Source organism: Hoeflea sp. CAU 1731 (assembly GCF_039888615.1).
Lineage (GTDB): Bacteria > Pseudomonadota > Alphaproteobacteria > Rhizobiales > Rhizobiaceae > Flavimaribacter.
Window position 1 is genome coordinate 1 of sequence record NZ_JBDQQS010000032.1, and the last position, 26,145, is coordinate 26,145.

Consider the following 26,145-nt stretch of genomic DNA (forward strand, 5'->3'; position numbering starts at 1 on the left):
CCGGTCCCGCAATGTCCTTGTTATGCTGGCGCTGGTTGCATTCGTGGCAGCGGCTTTCGCGTTTAGCTTTTGGCACATGGAAGCGGAGCTTAGCACGAGCAATGTAGGGTCGCCGGACGCGATCACCGACCAGTGAATGGCGTGGGTGCGCTATGGACGTTAGTAGTTGACGGTGTGAACCCAAATCGTCGGAGCAACCATGATTGCACGCATCGCCACATTTCTGGTTGCCGGCGTGGCCGTCTACCCTGTCCTGGCGACCATATTCTGGCTCTACTGCCTGCTCGGCGGACACAACATCATGGAAATGGTTTATGGAAACGCCGCAGCCTTTGTGCTTTCCGTAGCTGCGGCGTTCGAATTCGCGTGGCTCAGACCGATCGGATCGGACTGAGTCAGCTGGAGGCGAGACTGACCCACTTGTTTGGATCGTCAGGCGACTGCCGCTTGAGATAGTACAGCTCTGCTTCCCTCCACAGAAGTACACGCGGCTCGACGTTGTCGAGGACGAAATCGCCGTGATCAGTCACCACCGTAAGGACTGCGTGGCCACCGCCGTCGGCATCCCGGCCCACGGTCATCAGCAGCGCCCCCAGCGGCACGCCTTTCTCGTTAAGGATCTTCCGTTTCTCCAGTGCAAAATCTTCGCAGTCGCCGACCTGGTCCGGATAGTCCCAGCGCTCCTCGACGCCGAAAATCTCCCTGTCCGTCAGAGGCTCCACGGTGGTGTTCACCTCGTTATTGACCTCGATAATTGTTTTCCAGAGTTCCCGTGTCAGCTCGACCTTGGACCCCTCCGGCTGACGATCGCAACGCTCACGGTAGCGCTGGCAGTATTCGTAGTAGCCGATCGGGATTGACGTGTTTCCGAAGGTTTCCATGTTCTTCGCCTGCGCCGGCTGCGACGGATTGAGATGCAGTGCGTTGGCTCCAGCCGAAGCGCACGAGATGGCGAGCGCGACCGCGCCCAGAACAAGTCGATGCATTGTGACAGTCTCCCCCAAGAATATTGTGGGAGAGACGTTAGCTGTTGGGACTAAAAATCACGCGAAAACAATAAGTTATAGTTTATGTAAATGAGTATCAAATTCCCGCTGGTATCGAAACCCGTCGTTAACCGCGACTAGAGGGCAGCATTGGCCGCCCGTCAAGTCGTGTCTTTAGGTGGCCGGCGGCTCACAGTTGACCGCTACCCTGAACGCCATCCCCGTTTCCATGGTGATGATCTGTTACGGACGTGCCGGCAGCCAGAATTGTGGCGGTTACCGCAATACGTTTTCCGCTATCGAAAACCAGCGTCAACTCGACAGCCTCTTCTGAGGAGAGCGCCTGTATCGGCTGGGTGAGCAACAGATGCACGCCGCCGGGCCGCATCAAAAGCTCCGCGTTACCGGGAATGGGTAAAATACCTTCCACCCGGCGCTTTCTGGCGATATCACCGGCTTGCTCCATATTGTAGAGCGCGACAGACTCAAAAATAGGGCTTTCAACAGACACGAGATTCGCCTGCACGCGCTTGCCGTTCCAGATGGTCAAGTAGCCCGTGAGCTGCGACTTTCCAGAAGTTGGCAACACGATCTCAGCGTGCTCGACTGACAGTTCGTCTGGACTGGCGCCATGCGTTGGTGGCCCCTCTGTGGCATGCCCGCCCGCCATAGGTATCAGCAGCCCAAGGACCATTGTCGGCAATAGACGGATCATGACGGCTCTCCTTAACGTGACAGGTCCCTTTATATGACCTCAGGCTGCTAGAGGTTCAAGTGTCCCACGGAACTCCACGGTTCGAAAGACAGTGTGTTCTGTTGCGGCAAATGTTCCCATTGCGGGGCAACCGCTATATCTCTAGGCTCTATAGAAATGTTGGAATTGTTGTGAGCTCTGCCATGTTGACGATTGGACAGCTGTCCCGGCGCACCGGTGTCAAGATACCGACAATACGTTATTACGAGCAGATGGGGCTTCTGGCTCCACCCGAGCGATCTGAAGGAAACCAGCGCCGATATACGCCTGAGGAACGAGACCGACTCGCATTCATCAAGCACGCCCGCGATCTCGGGCTGAAGATCGAGGCAATACGCGAGCTGATCGAACTCAGCGTACACCCGGACCAGCCATGCGCCGGTGCGGATCGGATAGCAGCGGAACAACTGCACGCGGTCCGTGAGCGAATCGGAAAGCTTCGCAAACTTGAGCGTGAACTGGCGCGAATCGCTACCGGCTGCGACGGCGAACAGATCAAGGATTGCTATGTGATCCGCGCGCTTGCCAGCCATGATTTGTGCGAAGACGAGCACTAGCTTGGTTGTTGTCTCCTTCGCGGGGTTAGGTCGCAGCAAGGTTACAAGTGACGGCATGTCCAACCGAAGCTTCCGAATTGGCGAACTTCTTGTGATGCTGTGTCTGGCAACGTCCGGCACCTTCGCTGCATCCGGACCCATGGGTGTCTATCTCTGGTACCCCGGACCTGGCGTTCCTACGGATGCGGATTGTCGCGGCTTGGTGGCCAATGTCAGACCGTCCATTGCCAAGGCAGAGGACTGGCTGTGGGGAAGAGTTCCGCACCACGAGACGGACGAGCTTGAACTCTATCTCATCGTTACGCCCTCTCGGATCGAGACGACCTATTCCTCTGGAATGAAAATTCCAGGAACGATCGTTTTGTCGCCTTCCACCTCGGTTACAACGCTGACGCTGACGGGTATTCCAGCGGATCGGGGTATTGTCGAACGAAAGACATACTATTGCCGTTTCCAAATTAGTGAACCGGCGATTTGAGCCTTGCTAACCTGCGCCAAATTCGGCCGCTGGGCGAAGACCGTGTTCCGCCGTGGCCGGTCCTTTGCGCTTCGTCTGTGTGCCACCGAAGCGGCGATCGTCGCCATGAGCCGGCTGTGTTCGATGATGTTCGCGTATGCTGTCTATCTGAGTATCGGCGGCTACCGAGAACAACGCGCAGGGCGAGAAACATGCGCCTGTCTACGAAACAGGGCAGGTTGCGGCTTCGAGAGTGACGCTTCGCCTGGCTGACGCTGGTCCTTGAGCCGGTCGGATCTAGAGGCGGCCTCTTCACAAAGGTCCGAAAGGGCGCGGAGGAGGGTAGCGGCGTCTTGAAGTTGCTCATCTGCAGCGGCTAGAAATGAACTGCGACCGTGTGCACATTGACAGCGCGCAAGATTCGAGGTACACGGTAAGGAATGGCAACGTATGTCCGTATTTTCATGATCGCGGTGTTCGTCGCTTTCGCGGCGGGAACGATGATACACGCTGCCAACGCTGCTACGATGAGCATAAAAATGACGCTTGTCGCAACGGATGGCGCGGACATGGGCGACTGTAAGGACTGCCCGGGCAGCAAGGGCGATGTGCAGCCGTGCGACAACGCTTGCCTATCCCCAATTCTGGGTGTCGTGCCGTCGGGCCAGCCAAGCCTCCCCAGAGCCGAGACGACTACCGAAAGTCTGGTTCTTCAAAGCGTGGCCGGGCGCACCGGACCGCCGGACCCTTATCCTCCCCGATCCATCATCCTGAGCTGACGCCGCCTGGTCTTAAGCTCGGCTAGCGGGGTCCGAAATCATGCGCGGTCACACTGGCCGCCCATGATCCCGCTTCGCATCGCGCGGGCAGCGCGTGCGGGCTCAAGCGCCCTCTCAGGATGGTTGGACATCATGGCCTTGTATCTGCCGACGCCGACGCGTCGGACCTTTCTCACATCCGCCGCGGCTTTCGCGGCCAGCACGGTGATTCCGGTTGCCGGACTCCGGAACGCCCGGGCCGCTTCCGTCAAGGAGTTCTCGTTGAGGGCGGCACCGGGACGGACGCGCCTCGTTCCGGAGCCTTACGAAGAAACGCCGGTCTGGGCCTACAACGATATGGTGCCGGGCCCGGAGATCCGCATCCGCCAAGGCGACCGCCTGCGCGTCGAGGTCGAAAACGGCCTCGATGAAGAAACCACGGTTCACTGGCATGGTGTGCGCACGCCAAACGCTATGGACGGCGTGCCGCATCTGACGCAAACGCCAATCGCTCCGGGCGAGACCTTCACCTACGAGTTCGACGCCGTGGACGCCGGCACCTTCTGGTATCACCCGCACCTGAACAGCACGGTACAGGTGGGGCGCGGTCTCTACGGTTCCCTGATCATCGAAGAAGCCGAACCCGTTCGCGTCGACCGCGAGTTGACCTGGATACTGGACGACTGGCGGCTGACCAGGGACGCGGCGATCAGCGACGATTTCGGCAGTGGGCACGACTTGATGCACAACGGCCGGATCGGCAACACGGTTACCATCAATGGCCGGCTGCCGGAGAGCATTTCGGTCCACGCGGGCGAACGGGTCCGGCTGCGCCTGATCAATGCCGCCAATGCCCGCATTTTCGGCCTCGACTTCGCCGGTCTCAAGCCGGTCGTGATCGCCCTCGACGGTCAGCCAGTGACACCCCATGCGTCGTCGGACGGGCTCGTCACGCTCGGTCCGGCCATGCGGACGGACCTGATCCTCGACATGACCGGCCGGCCGGGCAACCGGGTCACCGTGGTAGACAGGTTCTACCAGGGACTGGAGTACCGGCTGGTCGAGCTCGCCTATGCGGAAACAGCGCTGAGGGAAAGTGCTCCGGACTGGCCGGTGGAACTGCCGGCCAATCCGCTTGCCGAGCCTGACCTGCGCGGCGCGATCCGCCACGAGGTGACGTTCAACGGCGGCATGATGGGCCAGATGGTCATGTCCGAGATGGGCGGCAGCATGGGGGACGGGTCCTCCGGCGGCATGATGGGCAACATGATGAACATGATGCATGGCCAGGGCATCTGGTTCATCAACGGCAAGGCCGCCACCGGCCACGTCATGGACCCGCTGCTGACGCTCCCGCGCGGCCGCACATGCGTCCTGGCGATGACCAACGCGACAGCCTGGCATCACCCCATCCACCTGCACGGACATTCCTTCCGCGTCCTGTCGCGGAACGGCCAGCCGACGGCGCATCGCGAGTGGCAGGACACGGTTCTGATGGCGCCGCGCGAGAAGGTCGAGATCGCCTTCGTCGCCGACAATCCGGGGGACTGGATGTTCCACTGTCACATCCTCGAGCACCAGGCCGCCGGCATGATGGGGGTGATCCGCGTTTCCGGAAAGGAGGAGGGAATATGAGCCGGATGGTCCTCTGCCTGGCCGCATTGGCCGGCCTTTCGGTAAGTTCGGTTGCGCTTGCCGACGGGGACGTGCGGCGTGGCGCACAGGTCTATCGCGCCTGCGTCGCCTGCCATGGTCTCGAACCCGGACTGCACCTCAGCGGCCCGAGCCTGGACGGCTTCATGGGACGCATGGCGGGCACGGCGGAGGGGTTTGTCCGCTATTCGAGCGGACTGAAGGACGCGGACTTCTCCTGGAACGCTGCCGCGCTCGACGGCTGGCTGAAGGATCCGGCGGGCATGATTCCCGACACCTACATGACGTTCCGCGGGATCGACGACCCTGAGGCACGCGCCGACCTTGTCGCCTTCCTCGAAATCGCCGGCCAGCCCGGCGGCGGCAGGAAGGTTGTGGACGAAGGTCTCATCCCGGCTGGTTGGCTTCGCGCCGGGGCGCCGGAACCGATCGGCGAGCCATCGCCGAAAATGCGTGTCACGGCAATTCGCCATTGCGGGGACAGCTATTTCATCACCACCGGTGACGGCCGGGAAACGCCGTATTGGGAGAAGAATATCCGGCTCAAGATCGACAGCGTCGAGACCGGCCCGCCAGCGGGCGTTCCTGTGATCCTTGGCGCCGGGATGGGCGGCGACCGTTTCTCGGTGGTCTTCCGGAGTCTCGCCGACCTCAATCAGCTCGTCACCGAAGGCTGTGAGGCGCGCTGAATATGAAAGACACCAACATGACGACCATGACCAAAAACTCCACTCGCCTTTCCAGACGTGCCTTCCTTGGCACGATGGTGGCGGGCGCCGGGCTGATCGGCCTGCCGTTCAGCCTTCGCGCCGCACCCGCAGCAGCCGGCGCCGCAATCGCCTTCGATGGCGACGCGTTGATCCTGGCGGGAGACACCCTTTCCCGCAGCGATGGCTCCGGCGGCTGGATGGAGCTGTCCGCTCCGGCGGCAGGCGGCATTATCTCGCTTGCGACGCATCCGGCGCGGCCCGGTCGGATCGCGGCGGGTCTCGCGGGCGGCGGCATCGCCCTGTCCGAAGATGGCGGGGATGGTTGGGAGGCGAGAAGCCAGGGTTTGCCAGATGCCCCCGTGACGGCCGTCACCGTGGCAGCCGCCGTGCCGGATACCATCTATGCCGCCATCCACGGCGATGGTCTCTGGAAGAGCGAGGATGCCGGTCGATCATGGGCTCTCGCGATGGACCGGCCGTGGCTGGCAGACGCCGAACGCGATGTGACAGCATTGGCCTCGGTCGATCTGGCAACGGGCATGGGCGGCATCTGGATCTACGCCGGAACCGAACTCGGTCTCACCCGCGTGCCTGACTGTTTCTGCCGCTGGCAGGACGTACAGCCGGGTGATGCGATGGACGCGCTTGTCTCGGGAAATCCGGCTCCGTCGGAAGCGCCCCTTCCCGAAGGGATGATCCACGGACTGGCCAGCGCGGCTTCGCTGCCCACGCGACTTTACGCCGCGCTGCCTTCGGGCATCTGGAAATCGCAGGACGCAGGAGTCGTGTGGTCGCAAATATCGGGCACAAGCGCGCTGGCCGTCGCTGTTCACCCCACCAATGCCGATCAGGTCGTCGCCATCACCGGCGATGGCCTCGTTGAAAGCCGCGATGGCGGCGCGAACTGGACCGCGCTTGCGCGCGCATAACGGAGAATATCATGAACAGAAAGACAATTGCCGCAGCCGTCGTCGCCGTGGTCGCCGCTGGGGGCATCGCCTACTGGTCGCTGGGATCAGCGAACGCGCCCCTGCGAGGGTCATCCGTCGCGGCAGATTCTGGCGACAAGGCGATCACAATCTGGCGGGATCCGGGCTGCGGGTGCTGCGATGCCTATGCCGACTATCTGGAAGGCAACGGCTATGCGGTGACGCGCGTCGACGACCCCGACTTCGACAAGCGTTCGATCGAGGTCGGGGTTCCACAGCAAGGCATTGGCTGTCATCTGGCCGAAATCGGCGGCTATGTCGTAAGCGGGCTCGTGCCGGCCGAGATCATCGATCGCCTGGTCACCGAACGCCCTGACATCACCGGAATTACCCTCCCCGGCATGCCAGCCAACGCTCCCGGGATGGCGCCGAAAAAGACCGGCACGCTGAAGACCTACGCCTTCGGCGAGAACGGCGTGACTGTCTACTCCGAGGAATGATCCCATGGGAGCATGTATGATGGATGGGTCCATGATGGGATTGATGATGGCTGGCGGCGGGCTCTTGGCGCTTTTGATCCTCGCTGTCCTGATCCTCGCCCTCTTGGCGCTCATAAAATATCTGCGGGGACCGAAATGAGGCGCGGCGTAATCCTTCTTTCCGCTGTCGCTGTTTCGGCCGTGGCAGCCATCGCCGCGTTCGCGCAACTGCTGGGTGGTGATGTGAGTACGCAGGACGTGACCTTCCGTGGCCAGCCCGTAACCGGTGAGCAGATCGCCCTCGGCCAAGAGGTCTATGCGCAGAACTGTGCGTCCTGCCACGGTGCAAACCTCGAAGGTCAGCCGGACTGGAAGCGCAGGCTGGAAAACGGCCGCATGCCGGCACCTCCGCACGATGAGAGCGGCCACACCTGGCACCACTCCGACCAGGACCTGTTCGCCATTACCAAGCTCGGCGTCGGCGGTGTCGTCCCGGGCTATGAGAGCGACATGCTCGCCTTCAGGGAAATCCTGAGCGACGAGGAGATCACATCCGTGCTCGCGTTCATCAAGAGCACCTGGCCCGAGCGCCAGCGGGACGTCCAGGCTCGCATAACGGCCAAGGACGGGGGTGGCTCATGAGCAGGGCTGACGAATATCCCATGGCCCCAATGCGGCGCCGCAATCTCCTGGTCTTTCTGCCGCTAGCTCTCGCCGCCATGCTAGCCGTGGTGCTGGCTTGGGGGCTCACGCGTGATCCAGGCAACCTACCATCTACTCTGATCGGCAAGGCGGTGCCCGACTTCGCGCTGCCGCCGGTCAAGGGCCGGACGCTTGGCCTGTCGAGCGCCGATCTCAAGGGCGAAGTGTCGCTGGTCAATGTCTTCGCGTCCTGGTGTGTTGCTTGCCGGGAGGAGCATCCTTTGTTCATGGCGCTTGCGGCGCAAGGCACCGTGCCGCTGCACGGCCTCAACTACAAGGACCAGCCGGACGACGCAGCGCAGTGGCTGGACAGCCTTGGTGACCCCTACACGCGCACGGGGGCCGACATCAGTGGGCGTGTGGCGATCGATTGGGGCGTCTACGGCGTGCCTGAGACATTCGTAATCGGCGCCGACGGACGTGTTGCCTACAAGCATATCGGCCCGGTGAGCGAAGAGGTACTCACCGGCACTATCCTGCCGCTCGTGGAGCAACTGCGCCGTCAGGCGGAAGGCGAAAGCGTCCTAGGAGACGGCCAATGAGGATCTTCCCGCAGGGACAGCGCGCAATCGTGTTACTGGCAGCAGGCACGCTCGCAGTGGCCGCGATCGCGATCGTTGGCGTGATCTATTTCAGCGGAGGCACCCCAACGCGTGCGCCTCAAGGCGGAGGACAGGCAGAGACGGCCTCGTCCCGGTCCTTCGTGATCCACGAGGCGCCGCGGCCGCTCTCCGAAATCAAGTTTGAGAACGGGAACGGTGAGGCTATTACGCTGGCCGATTTGAGGGGCAAGACCGTATTGCTAAACATCTGGGCGACGTGGTGTGTGCCCTGCCGCGAGGAAATGCCGACGCTCGATGCGCTCGAAGCGGAACATGGCGACCCTGCCTTCGAGGTTGTGCCGCTTTCCGTCGACAGGGCCGGACCGGAGGTGGTTCGGAAGTTCTATGCCGAGATCGGCATCGAGCACCTTGGGCTCTACATCGACACTTCGATGCGTGCCTCGTTCGCCCTCCAGGCGCCGGGACTGCCGACGACGCTTCTCATCGACAGCGAAGGCCGCGAATTGGGAAGGCTCGTCGGTCCGGCCGAGTGGGACACGCCCGAGATGATCGCATTCCTCAATACCCATCTGACGCCAAACTGAAAAGGATGCCTCCATGGCCCATACACAACAGTCACAACCTCAGGACGGCTCGCTCGGTCGCGACTTGCTCTATGCCCTTCGCTATCATCTCGGCAGCCGACGCGGCCTGCTTGTGCTCGCCGGACTGGCGATCGCGGCGGGCCTGGCGTTGAACTGGAGTTGGTTGGCCGCTGCCGGCATCGCGCCGATCCTGATCAGCGTGTTGCCCTGCCTCGCCATGTGCGCCCTCGGCCTGTGCATGAACCGGTCAGGCGGCAAGTCCTGCTCGACCGCCGCGAGCAACGCCGGCCCGGCGGAGATCGAGGACGCAAGGTCAGTCACGCAGGCCGTTGCTCTCGACACACCGCCTGACCGCCCGGCTCCCATGAGCGGCGACGCCGCCGTTCTTGCAAGCCCCGAACCGCAACTCTCCAAGGAAAGGAGACCGACCGATGCGTAAATCGATCAAAGCGCTTGCTATTGCTTCTGCCGTTATCGCGGGCCTCGCGGTTGCACCCGCGCTCTACGCCCATTCCTCAGAGGAGTCCGGCGATTCCATGATGGGTTCCGGCATGATGGGCCAGGGCGGCATGATGAACATGATGGGCCAGATGAGCGAGATGATGGAGGGCTGCAACAGGATGATGCAGTCCATGAGTCATGACGGCTCCGGACGGCTCAACGAGCAGTGGCGCGAGAAATCGCCCGACAACAATAGCGTCCCAGGGACGAACGGCTAGACCGGGCACAGCCTGGCATCGCAAGACAATTGAGGGGCCGTATCGCGATTGGCCGTGCTTGGGCAGGGCCTTTCGAGGATGACTGATATGACATCAACCAAAACAACGCAGCTTAGACGCATACGCTTCAGCCTATGGATCCTCGTGGCCGCTGCTGTGCTGACGCTCTGTGGCGTTTATTTCGTTCGGACCATTGGGGTCCGCGAACCATCTCCGCCGGTCACCGTCGGCGAAGCCGCAATTCGCACCGCGTTTTCGTTGATCGACCACAACGGCAATCGCGTAACCGGGGCCGACTTCCTCGGGCGCTGGCAATTCGTGTTCTTCGGATTCACCCATTGCCCGGATGTCTGCCCGACCACGCTCGCCTATATGGCAAACGTGCTGGATCGGCTTGGCGGCGAGATCGAGCGCGTTGCGCCGATCTTCATCACGGTCGATCCGTCCCGCGACACGCCGCAGGTCATGGCGGAATACGTCCAGGCCTTTCACCCGAAGCTGATTGGGCTGACCGGAACGGAAGCCGAGGTCGCTGCGGCTGCCCGATCCTTCCGCGTCTACTACGAAAAAATGGAAGAGGAAACGGCTCCGGACGGATACTTGATGGCGCACGCCGGGCACATCTACGTGATGACTCCAGAGGGCGGCTTTGAGGATGTCTTTCGCGAAGGTGACCAGTCCGCAGAAGAGATGGCCACCGATGTCCTTGCAAGTATGAGCGGGAAACAATGATGAGAAAACTGATTGCAATAGTGGTGGTGGCCTTGGTGGTCGCATCGCCGGCACTCGCGGAGGAGAGTATCCGCGTCTTCGACGCGTGGGCGCGCGCGAGTATCCTCGCGTCCCGTCCCGGCGCCGCCTATCTCACGATCGAGAGTGCCGCGGAAGATCGGCTCCTCGGTGTGACCACGCCTGTTGCCGGGCGGGTCATGATTCACGCAGTCGAAAAGGACGGCGACGTAAGCCGCATGAAACACATCGAAACGCTTGAGTTGCCGGCAGGTGAGCGGGTCACGCTCGCACCCGGCGGCATGCACCTGATGCTGATGGGACTGCAAGTCAAACTCAGCGAGGGCACGACATTCCCAATGACGCTCAGCTTCGAGAACGCCGGAGAGATCACGGTTGAGGTTTCGGTGCTCGGAATAGCGGCCGAGGGGCCAAGGGAGGCTGCTGAATGAAGCGCTTCCTGATCCTGGCCTTACTGCTGGTCGCACAGCCGGCATTTGCAAACCATCCCGGTGAGCGCATCGATGAGGTGATGACTGAACAGGAGCCGGCCTTCGAGGTCGTCGATCACCCTTCCACGCCCAATCTGGATATCGAAAAATCAGGTGGCGACGTTCTGCGCCTCGGCGATCTTAATGATCAGATCATCGTGCTGAGCTTTGCTCCGCGTAATTGTGACAGTCCATGTGCCAAACAGCAGGCCGTTCTCGCAGGCGTGCAAGAACAGGTGAATGTTTCGCCGATGAAGGGAATGGTCACGTTCGTAACCGTTCACGACGCAGATGCGTCGATCCAAGCACCGTGGGACGAGGCGAACTGGCAGCCCGTGATCCCATCGGACGAGGAGACGACTGCCGCCGCAGCGGATCGTTTTGCCGCTCTGAGTAGTCGCGGCCAGGAGTTGCCGATGGCGCATGTCATCGACCGTAACGGACGGCATGCCGGTATTTTCCACGGTTCCGATTTCAGCAAGACAAATCTGACCCTCTACATCAACCAGCTCATCAACAACGCGCATGCACCAAAGCCACCTGCCAAAAATGGATGGTGGGAATGGCTGACAGGCATGTTCTGAACAGCGGGAGAAAGAAGTTGACGCAGTTTTCGAGATTCACGGGGCGCCGCTTCGGCTTTCTCCTCTTGCCCCTGCTGCTGATCATCGCGGCAGGCGCCTGGTATCTGCTCGATCCAGGGTTCCAGACAGGCCGACAAATGGCGACCGCGCCGGAGAACCTGCCACAGAGTGCGTTTGAGCGGCGGGTGCGCGACTATCTTGTCGCCAACCCGAAGGTCATCGTCGAGGCTATGCAGAACCTCGAACGGAAGCAACGGGAGGCGGAACAGACGGAGGCTCAGGCGGCCCTTGCCGCGCATCGCGACGAACTGCTCAACAGTCCCGAAAGCCCTGTCGGCGGCAATCCGCAAGGCGACGTCACGATGGTCGAGTTTTTCGACTACAATTGTCCCTATTGCCGCCAGGTCGCACCGGCGATGGTGGAGGCCGAAGAAGGCGATCCCCAATTGCGGATCGTCTACAAGGAGTTTCCCATTCTGGGGCCAAATTCCGTATTCGCGGCCAGGGCGGCGCTCGCGGCTCGCAGGCAGAACCTCTACCCGCAGTTCCACAAAGCGATGATGCAGGTGTCAGGTGCCGCCGACGAAGCGCAGGTCATCGCTGTCGCCGAAGAGATCGGCCTCAATGTCGAACAACTCCGGACCGACATGCAAGATCCCGCGATCGACGCCGAGATCGAGCGCAATCTTGCGCTCGCCCGGGCGCTGCGGATCAACGGCACGCCGGGCTTCGTCATCGGCGAGGAAATCCTGCGCGGCGCCACCGACTTGCAAACCATGCAGCGGCTGATCGACCAGGCCCGGAAGGATCAGGGCCGATGAAGCCGGAGCCGCCTCTGAAAGTTTGTCCAAATGCCTGAACTCTCCAACATCGGGATCCTCAGCGCCTTCCTGGCCGGCATTATTTCGTTCCTGTCGCCTTGCGTGCTGCCGCTGGTGCCAGGGTATGTTTCCTACGTCGCCGGCCGGTCGACCTTTGCTTCACCGTCAGGTGAGATAGCTGTCACCCGAAGCACGACGCTCGGTCTCAGCCTCTGCTTCGTGCTTGGCTTCACCACGGTCTTCGTGATCCTCGGAGCCAGCGCCTCGGCGCTTGGCCAGTTGTTGCTCAGTTACCGGTTCGAGTTGAACATCGTCGGGGGCGGGATCGTCACGCTGTTCGGGCTGTTCATGCTCGGAACGATCCGCCCGGCGTGGATGATGCGCGAGGCGCGCTTCCACCTCGATCTGCCCGGCGGACGAACCCTCTCGGCCTATGTCCTCGGCCTGGCCTTCGCCTTTGGCTGGACACCGTGCATCGGCCCGATCCTCGGCGCCATCCTGACGGTCGGCGCCGCGTCGGCGACGCTCGCTGACGGCATCACGCTGCTCACGATCTATTCGCTCGGTCTTGGCGTACCGTTCCTGCTTGCCGCGCTGTTCACCGACACGCTGGCCGCAAGGCTAAAGGCGTTCGGACGCGTCGGACGCAGTCTGCGAGTGCTGGCCGGAGTGGTCATGATCGTCATGGGCGTTGCCATGATGACAGGTTATCTGTCGGCGTTCGCCTTCTGGCTCCTGGAGACGTTTCCGATCTTGTCTTCAATTGGCTGAGTTCGACCCGGGGAGAGTTGAAGAAATCGTGATTTGACCTTCCCGTTGCCGGATAGCGCAGCCTTGACCTCAAGCAAGGAGGCGACGGTGATGACCACAAATGCCGAACAGTTGGAGCGTGATATTCTACGCGTGTTCAGATGCGCCCGCAAGCAAGACCGACCAGACATCGCCGAATTCATGCTCGCAGCACTAGAGAAACTGGATTGCGAACGCCCGATCTCTACTGCAAGCACTCGGCCGCTGATCGATGCCTATCGCGATCTGGTCGGGACCTGCGGCTCTGGAAAGTCATGAATTCGGCGCGTCGGCTACATTGCCTATCGATCCCGATTCTATCCATCAAATGGATCGCGGACCCCACAGAATGATTGCAGCGCCGACCAGACAGACCGCTGCGCCCGTCGCGTCCCAGCGGTCGGGCCGTTGAGATTCCATTGCCCAAAGCCAGAACAGCGACGCCGTGATGTAAACGCCGCCGTAGGCCGCGTAGGCGCGGCCCGCAAAATCGCTGTCGATGCGTGTGAGAAGCCAGGCAAAGAGGGCAAGACCGGCCATGCCCGGCACGAGCCAGAGCGGCGAGCGGTCCAAGCGTAGCCAAGCCCAGAAGGAAAAGCAGCCGGCAATTTCCGCTATTGCCGCGCCGATATAAATTGCGAGTGTTGTCATCACGATGCCAGCGCCTCCAGCACGGGACATTCCGGCACGTCCTCGCCGGAACATCGCTCGGCCGTTTCCGCAAGCACCTTCTCGATCCGTTTCAGGTCGGCGATCTTGGCCCGGACATCAGCGAGGTGCAGCTCCGTCCGCTCCTTCACCTCGGCGCAGGTCTGAGTGCCGCCATCGACGAGGTCGAGCAGGCCGCGGATTTGCTCGATGGAAAAGCCGAGTTCGCGGGCGCGCAGGATGAAACGCAGCCGCGACACATGGCCGTCGTCATAGACGCGGTAACCCGACGCCGTGCGCGGCGGGTCGGGCATCATGCCGGTCTTCTCGTAATAGCGGATGGTTTCGAGATTGCAGCCCGTGTGCCTTGCCAACTCGGCGCGCTGCAATCGCTTCCCGGAAATGTGATCAGCCATGGCGCGAATTTCTCCTTGAGTCTGTAGTTGCTACAGACCGTAGCTTGCCTTCGACTGAAATTCGAGGGCGAACCGCATGAGCGAGACAAAGATCGAAGCCGTCGCGCCAGACGCGCCAACGCAAGTGGCAGATCGGAAAAAGGGATGGTTTGCGGCTGGAGGAATCGTTGGCGCCATCCTGGCTTCGACCTGCTGCATTGCGCCGCTCTTATTGTTGATGCTCGGCGTATCGGGCGCGTGGATCGGCAACCTCACCGCGCTCGAGCCCTACAAGCCGATCTTTGCCGGCGTGGCGCTGGTCTTCATCGGGCTCGGGTTCCGGCAGGTCTATTTCAAGACCAGACCCGCTTGCGAGGATGGGTCCTACTGCGCCCGTCCCGAATCCGCCCTCATCACCAAATCTGCCCTTTGGCTCTCGACGGTTCTGGTCGTCCTGGCGCTGACGATCAACTGGTGGGCGCGGCTTTTCTATTAGGAGGAATAACATGAAACGACTTTTCATTGCTGCGGTGGGATTGATGGCTATCGGCGTGTCCGGCCTTCCCCTTATCGGGTCTGTCTCATCGCCAACTCTAGTTTCGATCGCGCTGGCGGCGGAGACCGAACGGACCACGATCTTCGACGTGCCGGGCATGACCTGCGCGCTCTGCCCCGTCACTGTGAGAACGGCGATGGAGGGTGTCGAAGGTGTGAGACAGGTCGAGATCGACTTCGATGCCAGAACGGCAACCGTGGTGTTCGATCCGTCGGTGACGACCGCCGAAGCCATAATCGCTGCCTCGGCCAATGCCGGATACCCGGCAGAGGTGAAAGATTAGGCGCGATGAAACACGCGACGATCCTCAGAACCGGTATCGTCGGCACGACTATCGCGGCGTGCTGCTCATGCGAGACTCAACCAAACAAGGAAAATGCCTGACATGTCCGATTGCTGCTCGACAAACGACAAGAGCAAGAATGGCTACGACCTGGCCGTCATCGGCGCCGGCTCGGCTGGCTTCTCCGCCGCCATCACGGCGGCCGAACAAGGCGCGAATGTCGCTCTCATAGGCCACGGCACGATCGGCGGCACCTGCGTCAATATCGGTTGCGTGCCATCCAAGACCATGATCCGCGCAGCGGAAGCGCTGCACGGCGCGCGCGCCGCCGGACGTTTTCCCGGTCTTGCGGGCGAGGCGAATATTGTGGACTGGGGCCGGTTGATCGCGGCGAAGGATGATCTGGTCGCGACGCTGCGCCAGAAGAAATATATAGACCTACTGCCCGACTACAACGGCGTTGCCTATCTCGAAGGCGCGGCGCGCCTAAACGGTCAGGGCGTTGTTGTCGACGGCGCAACAATCGCGGCGGACAAGATCATCGTGGCGACGGGGTCTGCGCCGGGTTTGCCCGATATTCCCGGCATAGCGGATGTCCCTTATCTCACCAGCACCACCGCCCTGGAGTTGGCCGATCAGCCAGCTTCGCTCATGGTCCTCGGCGGCGGCTATATCGGCTGCGAGCTGGCGCAGATGTTCGCGCGGGCGGGGACGAAGGTCACCCTCGTTACCCGCAGTCGCCTGCTGCCCGAGGCTGAGCCGGAAATCTCGGAAAGCTTGACCCGCTATCTGATGAATGACGGGATCTCGGTTCTGACCGGGCTCTCCTACCGGGCGATCAAAGCCATCGAGAACGGCGTCGAGCTGACCATCGACCGCGGGGGGAGGACGGAGCTCCTGACGGCGCAGCGTGTCCTCGTCGCGACCGGCCGCAGGCCCAATTCGGCCGGTCTCGGGCTTGAGGAAGCGGGGGTAAGGCTTTCGCCCAATGGCGGCATCGTCGTCGACGAGCGGATGCGCACCTCGAAGCCCGGCGTCTACGCCGCGGGCGACGTCACCGGCCGCGACCAGTTCGTCTATATGGCTGCCTATGGCGCAAAGCTCGCCACCCTCAACGCGCTCAACGGTGACAGCCTCGCCTACGACAGCACCGCCATGCCGTGGGTGACGTTTACCGATCCGCAGGTCGCGGGCGTGGGGCTGACCGAGAAGGGCGCCCGGGCCGCCGGATTCGAGCCCAAGACCTCGATCGTTCCCCTTGACCAGGTACCACGGGCGCTGGTCGCCCGCGACACGCGCGGGCTCATCAAGCTGGTGGCGGACGCAGGGACCGATCGACTGCTCGGCGCGCAAATCCTGGCACCGGACGGTGCGGACAGCATCCAGACTGCCGTCCTCGCCATCAAGCACGGCATGACAGCCAAGGCTCTCGGGGAGACGATCTTCCCGTACCTTACGACGGTCGAAGGGCTGAAGCTCGCCGCGCAGGGCTTTGGCAAGGACATTGCAAAGCTTTCCTGCTGCGCGGGGTAATGACTTTGATCTGGTCAGGTTGCAACGGCTCGCCTTCTCACTTGTTGACTCCGTACCAATGTACGGAGTCTATATCTTTTTGAAAGGTGAGGAGCCATGGCAAATCCGATGACGATTGCCCGTGCTGCCGAAAAGGCAGGTGTGGGTGTGGAGACCATCCGTTTCTACGAGCGGCGCGGGCTGATCGCGCAGCCGCGCAAACCCCGTGACGGCGGCTATCGTCACTATGATCTTGGGACCGTCGAGCGCATCCGTTTCATCCGGCAGGCCCAGGAACTTGGCTTTTCGTTGCGTGAGATCGAAGAGCTTCTGGCTCTGAAAACGGACAGGCAAGCTGACTGTGCCGACGTGCGCATGCAGGCGGTCGCCAAGCGTCGGGAGGTCGAGCGCAAGATCGGGCAACTCGAAGAAATCAAGTCTGCGCTCGACGCCCTGATCGCCACTTGTCCCGGCGGTGGAGACTTGAGTGCCTGCACGATCATGGAGGCATTGAGCCATCGGCGCGCGACGACAACCCCAACGCCTTCGCAAAGCCGCTCCGGCAATGTGGAAACGCGCGCGACGTTCAGGATCGACGGAATGCACTGCGATGGCTGCGCGCGCACGGTCAAAGCCGTGCTTTTGAGCGAGCCGGGGGTTAGTGAGGTGAACGTCTCGTTCAGCCGTCGGGAGGCCGCCATCGGCTTCGATCCCGCGGCCACAAACAGGGACCGGTTGAAGCAGTCGATCGTCCGGGTGGGCTATTCGATCACGGGGTCCTCTTGAATAATGGATTCCGGGCTGTTCAATCTCCTCATCCTGCCATTGGGACTTGGCCTGTTCGGATTCATCGAACCCTGTTCGATCGGCTCCAGCCTGATATTCATCAAGTATCTGGAAGGCAGGCAGGACACGCAGAAGCTCGCCGAAACGGCTCTTTTCGCTGTGACGAGGGCGCTGTTCATCGGGAGTCTTGGTGTGGCGGCGGTTTTGGTCGGCTCGGCATTTGTCGGGTTCCAACGTGGCGCCTGGATCGTGCTCGGGACCGTCTATGCGGCAATCGGTGTGCTCTATCTCACCGGCCGGGCCGGGTTTCTGATGCGATCGCTCGGTCCGAGACTGGCCGGATTGAACGGCACAGGCGGTTCGATCGGGCTGGGTGTCATCTTCGGCCTCAACATCCCCGCCTGCGCCGCGCCGCTTCTCCTGGTCCTGCTCGGTTTCGCAGCGACCGGCGGGTCGAGTGGCTCGGCGCTGCTCGGTGGCTTCGTGTCGCTGGCGGTGTTCGGTTTTGCCCTGTCGCTGCCGCTGGTCGCGGCGGTGGCTTTCGAGCCGGCGCGGCAGATGCTCAACCGCTTGGCGGGGCTGTCGGTGCGGATGCCCTTTTGGGCGGGGGTCCTTCTCATTGTTCTCGGTCTGTGGTCGATCTGGTTCGGCGTGTTCGCCACACTGCCGACCTCCACTTGAATTCATCACGAATGGCCCTTGACTCCGTATCTTGGTACGGAGCGCAAACTGCCTCTCGAACGTGCTCCCCATGCGGGGCACGAGGAATCGGAGGCAGCCATGGTTGTAGGTTTTGCAGGAAGAGCCGTCGCACCGGCCTTCGCCGGCGTCATTGTCGCGGCCGGTCTTTTCGCCGCCCAGGCGCGAGCGGAAGAGACGTTCCACTACGACGAAACCAATGTCAGGCCGGCGGTCTATTTTGCGGCCCTGTCCAACCTCGCCAATGCGGTGATGTTCCCGGGCCTCGGCGAGGCGCTGATCATCTCGCCCTATGAGCGCGATGAATGGCTGCGTCACGCCGGCTACGTCACGCGCCCTGCCATGCCGGACATGGCGGCGGTCGGCCCGCTCTACGCTGGCGCGGAGCCGCGCTTTGCGGGCGCGCCGGATTTTACCGTGCCGCGGACGCTGGTCTGGGAGCAATCCTCCGTCGACCGGACGCTCGACCCAAGCGCTCAGGCCTGGGCGATGGCCAAGATCACGAGTCCTGAGTTCCACCTGCAATTCCACGACCTGCCGGACAACAAGCTCGCCGGGTTGATGATGATCCCACAGGCGCGCGCGCAGGCCCAGACGCTTAAGAAGCGGCTTCTTAACCCGGCGGGATTGTTTGCGCCGCTCCGGACGGACGGCACCTTCGGCGAGCCTTCGCCGCGCGATCAGATCGCGGTGCTGTGGGCGGCGTCCAATATCATCCTGGCCGGCACGAGTGGACGCGATGACTATTGGCACGCGGCCTACCGCGACCTGACGGATCCCGACAGCTATCGCGACCTTCTGCGCAAGGCTTTCGCGGCGGTCCGGAAGCTGCCACCGCAGACGCCGGCCGATCGCGGTCTCGCCATCGAGGCGCTGGGGCGCTTCGCGCTTGCAACCGGTGACGATGAGGAGCAGGCGAATGCGCTGCGGTTCGCCCGCGAACATGCCGACGCCTTGAAGCAAGGTGAGGCAACGGAGATCGAGGATATCGCCTTTGCGATCTACGGCCTGACCGAGGCCGGCCGGCTGCTGGCCGAGCCCGGCTATGGAGAAGCGGCCGCCGCGGTCTTTCGCGATCGTCTGCTGCCGCGTTGGGACGATGTGGCCTCACTGTTCCGCAGCGGAGAGGAACCTATGATCTATACGCCGCGTCTGGCAGGCGCGGTTACGGCGGCGCTCGGTGCCATGCGCTGGTACGGTCCGGAAGACCTCTCGTCCCACGCTAACGCGCTGTTCCCGCGTTTCTTTGAGAACGCCGTCATCCGCTCCGGCCTCATGCAGGCGAGCCCGCTGCCGCTGGTGGCAAAGCCCTATCTGGAAAACGAGTTGCCCGAGCGCTTCGCCCACCCCGCGCTTCCCCAAGCGGAGCGCACCGGAAAGGCGCCCGTCTTCGCCTCCGAGGTGGTTTACGCGGATGGCGGCTGGAGCGTGAGCGATCCGACCTTCCGCACGGGCGACGCGTTATTTCTCGCCAATATGCTCGCCATCCGGAGCGACGACGGCCGAACCGATGTCTTCCTGCCCGACGCTTCTCTCGGCGAACTGAAGAGGTGACACCATGCCCGTCGCTGCAACAGAGCCTTCATCCGGGCGGGCCGGCACGCTGCAACTCAAGATCGGCGGCATAAGTTGCTCGTTCTGCGCAAACTCGATCTCATCGGCGCTCCTGCGGGACAAGGGCGTGCGGGAGGCACACGTGTCGCTCGCCCATGAGGAGGTTCTGATCCGCTTCGCGCCTGAGCAAACCGATGAAAGCCGGATCAAGCGCACGTTGACCGATCTGGGCTTCACCATCCGCGATCCGCGCAAGGTGAGCGCCTTCGAGGAACAGAGGAAAGCCATCCGACAGGAGGCGACCGATCTCGCCATGGCCGCGTTCGCGGCGCTCGTCCTATTCGCCGCCATGGCCGCCATGTGGCTCGGACTGTGGCAGATGCGCGACTGGCATGTCTGGGGCGCGTGGGTCATCGCCACTTTCGTCTTCCTCTGGAACGGCCGGCGCATCATCCGCATGGCCTGGGGTGCCGCCAAGCGCGGCATCACCAACCAGCATGTTTTGCTCTCCGTTGGCGCCATCGGCGCTTATATCGGCGGCGTGCTTGGCGCGCCCATGCCGTGGTTCGACTGGTATGGTTTTGTAGGCTTCCCCGCGGTCGATTTCTTCGGCGTCGTCGTCTTCCTCACTGCCTATCATCTGCTCTCAGGCTGGGTCTCGCTTCTGGTGCGCACCAAGGCGTCGGAAAGCGTGCGACGGCTTCTCTCCATGCAGCCCGCCACGGCGAATGTCATCCGCGACGGCGTGGAACGCGAGGTCGCCATTGAGGGGGTCGCGGTGGGCGATCATGTGCGCGTGCGTCCCGGCGAGCGCATTCCGGTGGACGGTGAGGTCATCGACGGCGAAAGCGCCGTGGACGAGGCGATCATCACCGGGGAGTCCGTGCCCGTTGAAAAGGCTATCGGCGCAGACGTCATCGGCGGGTCGATCAATCAGACCGGCGCGCTCCTTATTAAGACCACGCGCATCGGCGAGGACAGTTTCCTCCATCAGGTTGCCCGCCATGTCGAGGAAGCCAAGGCGATGAAGCCGGGCATCGTGGTGCTGGTCGACAAGGTGCTGAAGCGCTATGTGCCGACGGTTCTCCTGATCGCGCTCGCCGCGCTTCTGTTCTGGGGCCTTGCCCCGGATGATTGGAGCCGCGAGCCGCATTGGGTACGTGCCATCTATGCCGCCGTCACCGTGCTGGTCATGGGATATCCCTGCGCCCTTGGCATGGCGACGCCGCTGGCGCTAATCCGGGGCGGCGGTATTGCCGCGACTCGCGGCATTCTCATTCGTTCAGGCGAAGCCTTCCAGATCCTAAAGGACATTACCCATGTCGTGCTCGACAAGACCGGTACGCTGACCGAGGGCAAGCCGCGCCTGGTCAAGATCATTCCCCTGAACGGCTTCGACCGCGAAGAGGCCCTCTCGCTTTCCGCTGCCGCAGAGGAGCATTCCGAACACCCATTGGCCAAGGCGATCGCCGCCGGCGCCCGGGAGGAGGGTATCGTCGGGGCCGAGGCGCGAGATTTCCATTCAGTGACCGGCGGTGGGGTGTCCGCCAGCGTCGATGGCGCGCGGGTGCTGGTCGGCACGGCGCGCCATCTCAGCGCCGAAGGTGTCGATACGGAGACCGCTGAAGCCGCGCTGCAAGAGCAGGAAGCCCGCGCGCATACGGCTGTCGTCCTGGCGGTGGACGGCAGGCCGGCTGCCGTGCTGGCGCTGGCCGACACACTGAAAGCCGATGCATGCGAAGCCGTTTCGGCGCTCAAGAGACAAGGTGCCACGCCCCTGCTGGTGACGGGCGACAATCGCCTGACCGCCGAGGCGATCGCGCGGCAGGCCGGCATTGACACTGTCCATGCCGAGATCCTGCCGCAGGACAAGGCGGGGATCGTGCGCCATCTGCAAGCCAAGGGCGCCCGGGTGGCCATGGTCGGTGACGGCATCAACGATGCGCCCGCGCTGACTCAGGCCGATGTCGGTATCGCCATCGGTGCGGGCACCGATATAGCCATCGAATCGTCCGACGTCGTTCTGATCGGCGCCCGCGTAGGCGCCGTTGGCGAAGCGATCGGTATAGGCGCCATCAGCTATCGAAAGACGGTGCAGAACCTGTGGCTTGCCTTCTTCTTCAACGGACTCGGCGTGCCGTTGGCGACGACAGGTCTGGTGCATCCCTCCTGGGCGATGATCGCGATGGCGCTTTCGGTCAGCGCAGTGCTCACGAACTCCTTCGGTGGGCGTCTCTTCGACCGCCGCGCCGTACCGGACACTAAGGAGCACGCTGTCATGACGAAACCCCAGGCAAAAAGCCCGCAGGGGCGCGAAACCATCGGGTTTTCCGTGCCGAGTATCCACTGTCAGGGTTGTGTCGACACGCTCACTGCTGGCCTGACGATGCAGGACGGTATCCTCGACGTGAGCGGCGATCCAGCGGCCAAGACGCTTACTGTCACCTTCGACCCTGGCCGCCTCGCGTCCCGGAATATCTCGGACGCGATCATCCGACTCGGTCACCGTGTCGGCGGGCAGGTCGAATCGCCGCGAGCACAAACGAATGGAAAGCAGACCGTATGAGTGGAATCGAAACGCTCTTGCAGAGTATCGACGGTCTCACTCCGCTTACGGTCGCCCTCGTCCTCTTGGCGGGCTTTATCGTCGGGATCGCGCCAAGTTCGTTTCCACTGATCGCCGTGGCCACCGGCCTTGGCGCTAGCGAAGGAACGAACGCAACAGGAAATGCACGCATGCGGGGGCTTTGCTTGTCGGCCGGGTTTGCGCTCGGGATCGTTACCGTCGATGCCATCCTGGGAGGCCTGTTCGGTCTCGCTGGCTTTGCGGTACTCCGCTTGCTGACTTCTGCGCTGGCCTATGTCTACGGACTGCTGGCCCTCATCCTGACAGTGACCGCACTGGCGTTGTGGCGCGTCATTCACATCACCATCCCGATGCTTCGTCCTTCGGCAGGATCGGCCAGCACGCTTTTCGGCGCCTATGCTCTGGGCTTGCCTTTCGGACTTTCCACATGTCCGGCTTGCACGCCGCTACTCTTCCCCGTCGTGGTCGCGGCGTCCTCGACCGCCGATCCCATTCTGGGAGCCGTGCTCATGGGCAGCTTCGGCCTGGCGCGCGGAACGCCCCTCGTGATTGCGGGAACCACGGCGGCGAGCTTTGCGCAGTTCAGGCACACGCGAAGTGTCATGCTCTGGGCCGAGCGCGTGGATGGCGTGTTGCTCATGGCTGCGGCGGGGTATTTCGCTTGGCAGACGGCGCTTTATGCCGGGTGGCTGGCCTGATTTAAGAATGTCCATCGCATTTCAGCGTATATAAAGACCGTAAGCGCTTCCGCCGCCTCGCGCGATTATCTTTCCGGTTGCCTCGATCAACGGAACGACGCCCATGACCCCCCTGATTTGCGCCGTTCGCGGTTCTCAACTCCCCATACCCTTTCGTTGTTACCGAGCAAGATGGGATCGAAACAAATTTGCACCTAGATTCATTGCGAAGCACCGATATCCACATGGGGTGATGGCCAACTCCAAAGTTGAACTGTCATAAATCGGTGTCACCGAGAACTAATTCACGACCGTTCTGCCTCGTCAAAATATCGCTTGATATCAGTATTCTACAATATTGCTTTTTCAGGTGTAAGAGAGGGATGATGATCGAAAAGCAGAATTCAAATCTGTCAACGTTGTTGTGGAACATTTCATCCGCAGCAGATAAGGCAACCATAGAAGAGATGATCGGTGATATAGCTACCAGCTACGGTTTAACATCGGCAGCCTACCTCGGTATAGGTATCGGAAAAACTCGGAATATACCCTATCTAACGGTAACCTATTCTTCGGATTGGGTTGAGCATTATAAGCGCCAACGCTATTTTGAAGTAGACCCAGTTGTCCAGCAAGGGTTCCGACGCCTGCTCCCCTCCGACTGGGAGGAGTGCGGATCGCCAGAAGGCGACCTGAGAAGGTTTTTTGGAGAAGCATCCGAGTTCGGTCTCGGCCCGCGAGGGATAACGATTCCAATCCACGGCAGGGGTGGTGATCGCAGCTTGTTCACGATTACTTCCGACGCTTCCGACCACGATTGGGAACACGCAAGATTCGAATATATGCAGGATTTTCAGGTCCTCGCGGTGCACCTTCACGAAAAAGTCCTCCAACTGGAGGGGCATTCACTGTCTGTGAAAATGCTGTCACCACGCGAACTTGAATGCTTGCAATGGGTCTCGGAGGGAAAGACCACCTGGGAGTGCGCGGTTATTCTTGATCTGTCGGCACACACTGTCCGCTGCTATCTGGAGAGAGCTCGCTATAAGCTCGGCTGAATACTGTTTGCTGGTCTTGCGCCTGATACCCCTGACCAGCTTGTCAGCAGCATCCTTCGATGTTCCGGATTTCTTGTGCATCTTCGCTCCATATTGGCTTCGATGAACCAGAAATCCTCCGTTGTTCAAACCCCTAAATTTGTCCGATGGGCGCTGACGTCAGACAGCATCAAATCGCCACCAGCTTGCGGCGACGTTTGCGAATGCGTTTGAACAGACGGCAGGCCAATAGTGTCATCACAATCGCAAAATAGACCAGCGGCTCCATCGGCCATGATTTGACGAGCAGTATAAAGTGCACCGCCGCCGCCGCAGCAGCGAGATAGACGAAGCGATGTAGCTTGATCCATGATGCCGCGCCCATTCGGTGAATCATCATATTGTTGGAAGTTATCGCCAGCAGCGTCAGCACCACAAAACTTAACACGCCGGCAGTGATGAAGGGCCGTTTGAAGACATCGTTCAGGATCACCGCGATATTCAAGTTCTGATCGAGTACGACATAGGTCGTAAGGTGCAGGAGCGTATAGTAGAAGCACAGCAGCCCGAAGGCGCGGCGGTAACGCACGAAATTGTATCCAAACAGGTCGCGCAGCGGAGTGATCGCCAGAGTGATTATTAGGAACCGCAGCGCCCATAGTCCGAGCGTCTGTTCGAGAACCCGCATCGGATCGGCACCGAGTTGGTCGATGATCCCGAGATAGAAAGTCCAGACAGCGGGGATGAACCCGACCGCATAGACCGCCAGCGGTGATATACGCAGTTGTACCATTCCGGTCCGCCGAGATCCTGTTTCTCTTGCCCCAAGCGCCATGGCTGCTTCAGAAATTCGCCCGCAGATCCATGCCGGCATAAAGTCCGGCAACCTGATCAGCATATCCATTAAAAGGCAGCGTCGGAACGCGTTTGGCGAACAGGCCGCCGCCTTCGCCAATCGGCCGTTCCATTGCCTGGCTCCAACGTGGATGGTCTACTTCCGGGTTGACGTTGGAATAGAAGCCGTATTCACTGGGGGCCTGCATGTTCCATGAGGTCGGCGGTTGCTTTTCGACAAGGCTCATCCTGACGATCGACTTGATCCCCTTGAAGCCATATTTCCATGGAACCACGAGGCGGATCGGCGCGCCGTTCTGATTGGGCAGCGTCTCACCATACAGTCCGACCGCCAAGATGGTCAGCGGATGCATGGCCTCGTCGAGCCGCAATCCTTCGACATAGGGCCAATCCAAAACGGGGAAATATCCACCCTGACCTGGCATTTCCTCCGGGCGCATCAGAGTTTCGAAGGCAATGTATTTTGCACTCCCTAAAGGATTCACGCGCTTGAGGAGGTCTGCGAGGGGGAAACCTACCCATGGGATGACCATCGACCAGCCCTCGACGCAGCGCATCCGATAGATACGATCTTCCAGCGTCACGGTTTTCAGCAGGTCCTCCAGGCCCAACTCCTGCGGCTTTGCGACCAGACCGTCGACAGTGATCGACCACGGTTTGGTCGTCAGCGTATGGGCGTACGCCGCCGGGTCCTCCTTTCCAACGCCAAATTCGTAGAAGTTATTGTAGCTGGTGATGTCTTGAAGCGAAGTCGGATTGATCGAGGTGGGAATTTTGCTACTGACTGTTGTCAGCGGGGCGGCCGCCGCACGTCGGTTGGGAAGTGCCGCTCCAAATCCCAGTGCTGCCGTTCCAAGTAGCATGTTACGTCTGTCGAAATAAATCTTGCTCGGCGTTATTTCCGACGGAGCAATTAGACGAGAATGAGAGTTCGGCATGAAGCTACTTTCTGATATACTGTGCGCGAAGCCTAGGCTGGAGGGGTAATCTTACTTTCGGCCCCCATTGCAGAAAACTCAAATCTCGACACAACTCCGTGTCCGAGAAATTCCGGTTCACCCATCGCGTCGCGTGTCTCCGACAGCAGACAGCGTGGGCGATTCATGTCAAACGGCCCTTTACTTGCGGATGATTGTCAATGTTGCCTCCCAATACCATCGCCGGGGTCATGGTCCTTTCCGAGGTCGAATGCCTCATGATGTTGTTCAGGTCGGGTGTATCAACACGCTGGCTGCCTCATAGAGATATGTTCGCAACAGGCGATCTCTTCATTGCGAGACGCCACCATTGT

General features: G+C 61.3%; 35 protein-coding genes. 29 read left to right on the top strand and 6 right to left on the bottom strand.

Features of this window, described 5'->3' with window-relative positions:
- Positions 1–199: 199 nt before the first annotated feature.
- The gene (locus AAFN47_RS27200; RefSeq protein WP_223479644.1) at positions 200–394 is read left to right on the top strand and encodes a hypothetical protein; all 195 of its coding nucleotides are present in this window, start codon (positions 200–202) and stop codon (positions 392–394) included.
- 1 nt (position 395) lies between these two features.
- Here the strand turns inward: AAFN47_RS27200 and AAFN47_RS27205 are convergent, their stop codons facing one another.
- Both AAFN47_RS27205 and AAFN47_RS27210 read right to left on the bottom strand, forming a co-directional pair.
- A complete protein-coding gene (locus AAFN47_RS27205; RefSeq protein ID WP_499812372.1) occupies positions 396–986 on the bottom strand; it encodes a transglutaminase-like cysteine peptidase in 591 nt (196 codons plus the stop codon).
- A 190-nt stretch (positions 987–1,176) separates the two neighbouring features.
- Entirely contained in the window at positions 1,177–1,701 is a 525-nt protein-coding gene (locus AAFN47_RS27210) for a copper chaperone PCu(A)C (protein ID WP_420406587.1), read from the bottom strand.
- Between the two features lie 182 nt (positions 1,702–1,883).
- Here AAFN47_RS27210 and AAFN47_RS27215 point away from each other — a divergent pair, with 182 nt between their 5' ends.
- From AAFN47_RS27215 to AAFN47_RS27305, 19 genes are all read left to right on the top strand, one after another.
- The gene (locus AAFN47_RS27215) at positions 1,884–2,297 is read left to right on the top strand and encodes a MerR family transcriptional regulator (RefSeq protein WP_420406588.1); all 414 of its coding nucleotides are present in this window, start codon (positions 1,884–1,886) and stop codon (positions 2,295–2,297) included.
- A gap of 55 nt (positions 2,298–2,352) precedes the next feature.
- Positions 2,353–2,775 (top strand): hypothetical protein, encoded by a 423-nt coding sequence (locus AAFN47_RS27220; protein WP_420406589.1) that lies wholly within the window; start codon positions 2,353–2,355, stop codon positions 2,773–2,775.
- A gap of 419 nt (positions 2,776–3,194) precedes the next feature.
- A complete protein-coding gene (locus AAFN47_RS27225) occupies positions 3,195–3,533 on the top strand; it encodes a hypothetical protein (protein WP_499812373.1) in 339 nt (112 codons plus the stop codon).
- Between the two features lie 132 nt (positions 3,534–3,665).
- Positions 3,666–5,147 carry a multicopper oxidase family protein gene (locus AAFN47_RS27230; RefSeq protein ID WP_499812374.1) on the top strand — a complete coding sequence of 494 codons (1,482 nt, stop codon included), beginning with the start codon at positions 3,666–3,668 and terminating at the stop codon, positions 5,145–5,147.
- A complete protein-coding gene (locus AAFN47_RS27235; protein WP_420406591.1) occupies positions 5,144–5,854 on the top strand; it encodes a c-type cytochrome in 711 nt (236 codons plus the stop codon). The genes AAFN47_RS27230 and AAFN47_RS27235 overlap by 4 nt, the downstream gene beginning before the upstream one ends.
- Before the next feature lie 2 nt (positions 5,855–5,856).
- Positions 5,857–6,804, top strand: coding sequence for a WD40/YVTN/BNR-like repeat-containing protein (locus AAFN47_RS27240; protein ID WP_499812375.1), 948 nt, complete (start codon positions 5,857–5,859; stop codon positions 6,802–6,804).
- Between the two features lie 11 nt (positions 6,805–6,815).
- The gene (locus tag AAFN47_RS27245; RefSeq protein WP_420406593.1) at positions 6,816–7,304 is read left to right on the top strand and encodes a DUF411 domain-containing protein; all 489 of its coding nucleotides are present in this window, start codon (positions 6,816–6,818) and stop codon (positions 7,302–7,304) included.
- A gap of 16 nt (positions 7,305–7,320) precedes the next feature.
- Entirely contained in the window at positions 7,321–7,443 is a 123-nt protein-coding gene (locus tag AAFN47_RS27250; RefSeq protein WP_499812376.1) for a hypothetical protein, read from the top strand.
- Positions 7,440–7,925 carry a c-type cytochrome gene (locus tag AAFN47_RS27255; RefSeq protein WP_420406594.1) on the top strand — a complete coding sequence of 162 codons (486 nt, stop codon included), beginning with the start codon at positions 7,440–7,442 and terminating at the stop codon, positions 7,923–7,925. The genes AAFN47_RS27250 and AAFN47_RS27255 overlap by 4 nt, the downstream gene beginning before the upstream one ends.
- Positions 7,922–8,527, top strand: coding sequence for a DsbE family thiol:disulfide interchange protein (locus AAFN47_RS27260; protein WP_420406595.1), 606 nt, complete (start codon positions 7,922–7,924; stop codon positions 8,525–8,527). Before AAFN47_RS27255 ends, AAFN47_RS27260 begins: the two co-directional genes overlap by 4 nt.
- On the top strand, positions 8,524–9,132 hold the full coding sequence (locus tag AAFN47_RS27265; RefSeq protein ID WP_420406596.1) for a TlpA family protein disulfide reductase: 609 nt from the start codon (positions 8,524–8,526) through the stop codon (positions 9,130–9,132). Before AAFN47_RS27260 ends, AAFN47_RS27265 begins: the two co-directional genes overlap by 4 nt.
- 13 nt (positions 9,133–9,145) lie before the next feature.
- A complete protein-coding gene (locus AAFN47_RS27270) occupies positions 9,146–9,571 on the top strand; it encodes a hypothetical protein (RefSeq protein ID WP_420406597.1) in 426 nt (141 codons plus the stop codon).
- A complete protein-coding gene (locus AAFN47_RS27275) occupies positions 9,564–9,851 on the top strand; it encodes a hypothetical protein (RefSeq protein ID WP_420406598.1) in 288 nt (95 codons plus the stop codon). The genes AAFN47_RS27270 and AAFN47_RS27275 overlap by 8 nt, the downstream gene beginning before the upstream one ends.
- Before the next feature lie 87 nt (positions 9,852–9,938).
- A complete protein-coding gene (locus tag AAFN47_RS27280) occupies positions 9,939–10,583 on the top strand; it encodes an SCO family protein (protein ID WP_499812377.1) in 645 nt (214 codons plus the stop codon).
- Complete coding sequence (locus AAFN47_RS27285) at positions 10,583–11,032, top strand: copper chaperone PCu(A)C (RefSeq protein WP_420406600.1); 450 nt, start codon at positions 10,583–10,585, stop codon at positions 11,030–11,032. Before AAFN47_RS27280 ends, AAFN47_RS27285 begins: the two co-directional genes overlap by 1 nt.
- Positions 11,029–11,655, top strand: a complete 627-nt coding sequence (locus AAFN47_RS27290; protein WP_420406601.1) for a hypothetical protein — start codon at positions 11,029–11,031, stop codon at positions 11,653–11,655. The genes AAFN47_RS27285 and AAFN47_RS27290 overlap by 4 nt, the downstream gene beginning before the upstream one ends.
- A 17-nt stretch (positions 11,656–11,672) precedes the next feature.
- Positions 11,673–12,476, top strand: a complete 804-nt coding sequence (locus tag AAFN47_RS27295) for a DsbA family protein (RefSeq protein WP_420406602.1) — start codon at positions 11,673–11,675, stop codon at positions 12,474–12,476.
- A 30-nt stretch (positions 12,477–12,506) separates the two neighbouring features.
- The gene (locus AAFN47_RS27300) at positions 12,507–13,247 is read left to right on the top strand and encodes a cytochrome c biogenesis CcdA family protein (protein ID WP_499812378.1); all 741 of its coding nucleotides are present in this window, start codon (positions 12,507–12,509) and stop codon (positions 13,245–13,247) included.
- Between the two features lie 90 nt (positions 13,248–13,337).
- A complete protein-coding gene (locus AAFN47_RS27305) occupies positions 13,338–13,544 on the top strand; it encodes a hypothetical protein (RefSeq protein ID WP_420406467.1) in 207 nt (68 codons plus the stop codon).
- A 45-nt stretch (positions 13,545–13,589) separates the two neighbouring features.
- Here AAFN47_RS27305 and AAFN47_RS27310 read toward each other — a convergent pair whose 3' ends face one another.
- Complete coding sequence (locus AAFN47_RS27310; RefSeq protein ID WP_420406468.1) at positions 13,590–13,916, bottom strand: YnfA family protein; 327 nt, start codon at positions 13,914–13,916, stop codon at positions 13,590–13,592.
- Positions 13,916–14,329, bottom strand: a complete 414-nt coding sequence (locus AAFN47_RS27315) for a MerR family transcriptional regulator (RefSeq protein WP_420406469.1) — start codon at positions 14,327–14,329, stop codon at positions 13,916–13,918. Before AAFN47_RS27315 ends, AAFN47_RS27310 begins: the two co-directional genes overlap by 1 nt.
- A 76-nt stretch (positions 14,330–14,405) precedes the next feature.
- On the opposite strand from AAFN47_RS27315, the gene AAFN47_RS27320 reads away from it, so the two are divergent.
- The 9 genes from AAFN47_RS27320 (at position 14,406) to AAFN47_RS27360 (ending at position 24,020) form a co-directional block, all read left to right on the top strand.
- The gene (locus tag AAFN47_RS27320) at positions 14,406–14,804 is read left to right on the top strand and encodes a mercuric transporter MerT family protein (RefSeq protein ID WP_127524490.1); all 399 of its coding nucleotides are present in this window, start codon (positions 14,406–14,408) and stop codon (positions 14,802–14,804) included.
- Positions 14,805–14,814: 10 nt separating this feature from the next.
- Complete coding sequence (locus tag AAFN47_RS27325) at positions 14,815–15,147, top strand: heavy-metal-associated domain-containing protein (RefSeq protein WP_420406470.1); 333 nt, start codon at positions 14,815–14,817, stop codon at positions 15,145–15,147.
- Between the two features lie 102 nt (positions 15,148–15,249).
- On the top strand, positions 15,250–16,680 hold the full coding sequence (gene merA / locus AAFN47_RS27330; RefSeq protein WP_499812379.1) for a mercury(II) reductase: 1,431 nt from the start codon (positions 15,250–15,252) through the stop codon (positions 16,678–16,680).
- Positions 16,681–16,776: 96 nt separating this feature from the next.
- Entirely contained in the window at positions 16,777–17,445 is a 669-nt protein-coding gene (locus AAFN47_RS27335) for a MerR family transcriptional regulator (protein ID WP_420406472.1), read from the top strand.
- 3 nt (positions 17,446–17,448) lie between these two features.
- On the top strand, positions 17,449–18,126 hold the full coding sequence (locus tag AAFN47_RS27340; protein ID WP_420406473.1) for a cytochrome c biogenesis protein CcdA: 678 nt from the start codon (positions 17,449–17,451) through the stop codon (positions 18,124–18,126).
- Between the two features lie 18 nt (positions 18,127–18,144).
- Positions 18,145–19,698: a hypothetical protein gene (locus AAFN47_RS27345; protein WP_499812380.1), complete on the top strand. Its 1,554-nt coding sequence runs from the start codon at positions 18,145–18,147 to the stop codon at positions 19,696–19,698.
- Positions 19,699–19,702: 4 nt separating this feature from the next.
- Entirely contained in the window at positions 19,703–22,264 is a 2,562-nt protein-coding gene (locus AAFN47_RS27350) for a heavy metal translocating P-type ATPase (RefSeq protein ID WP_420406475.1), read from the top strand.
- Complete coding sequence (locus AAFN47_RS27355) at positions 22,261–22,983, top strand: cytochrome c biogenesis CcdA family protein (RefSeq protein WP_499812381.1); 723 nt, start codon at positions 22,261–22,263, stop codon at positions 22,981–22,983. The genes AAFN47_RS27350 and AAFN47_RS27355 overlap by 4 nt, the downstream gene beginning before the upstream one ends.
- Before the next feature lie 365 nt (positions 22,984–23,348).
- Positions 23,349–24,020 (top strand): LuxR family transcriptional regulator, encoded by a 672-nt coding sequence (locus tag AAFN47_RS27360; protein ID WP_420406477.1) that lies wholly within the window; start codon positions 23,349–23,351, stop codon positions 24,018–24,020.
- A gap of 169 nt (positions 24,021–24,189) precedes the next feature.
- Here the strand turns inward: AAFN47_RS27360 and msrQ are convergent, their stop codons facing one another.
- Together msrQ and msrP are read right to left on the bottom strand one after the other, a co-directional pair.
- Positions 24,190–24,873, bottom strand: a complete 684-nt coding sequence (gene msrQ / locus AAFN47_RS27365) for a protein-methionine-sulfoxide reductase heme-binding subunit MsrQ (protein ID WP_420406603.1) — start codon at positions 24,871–24,873, stop codon at positions 24,190–24,192.
- A complete protein-coding gene (msrP, locus tag AAFN47_RS27370) occupies positions 24,842–25,792 on the bottom strand; it encodes a protein-methionine-sulfoxide reductase catalytic subunit MsrP (protein WP_420406478.1) in 951 nt (316 codons plus the stop codon). Before msrP ends, msrQ begins: the two co-directional genes overlap by 32 nt.
- Positions 25,793–26,145 lie beyond the last annotated feature (353 nt).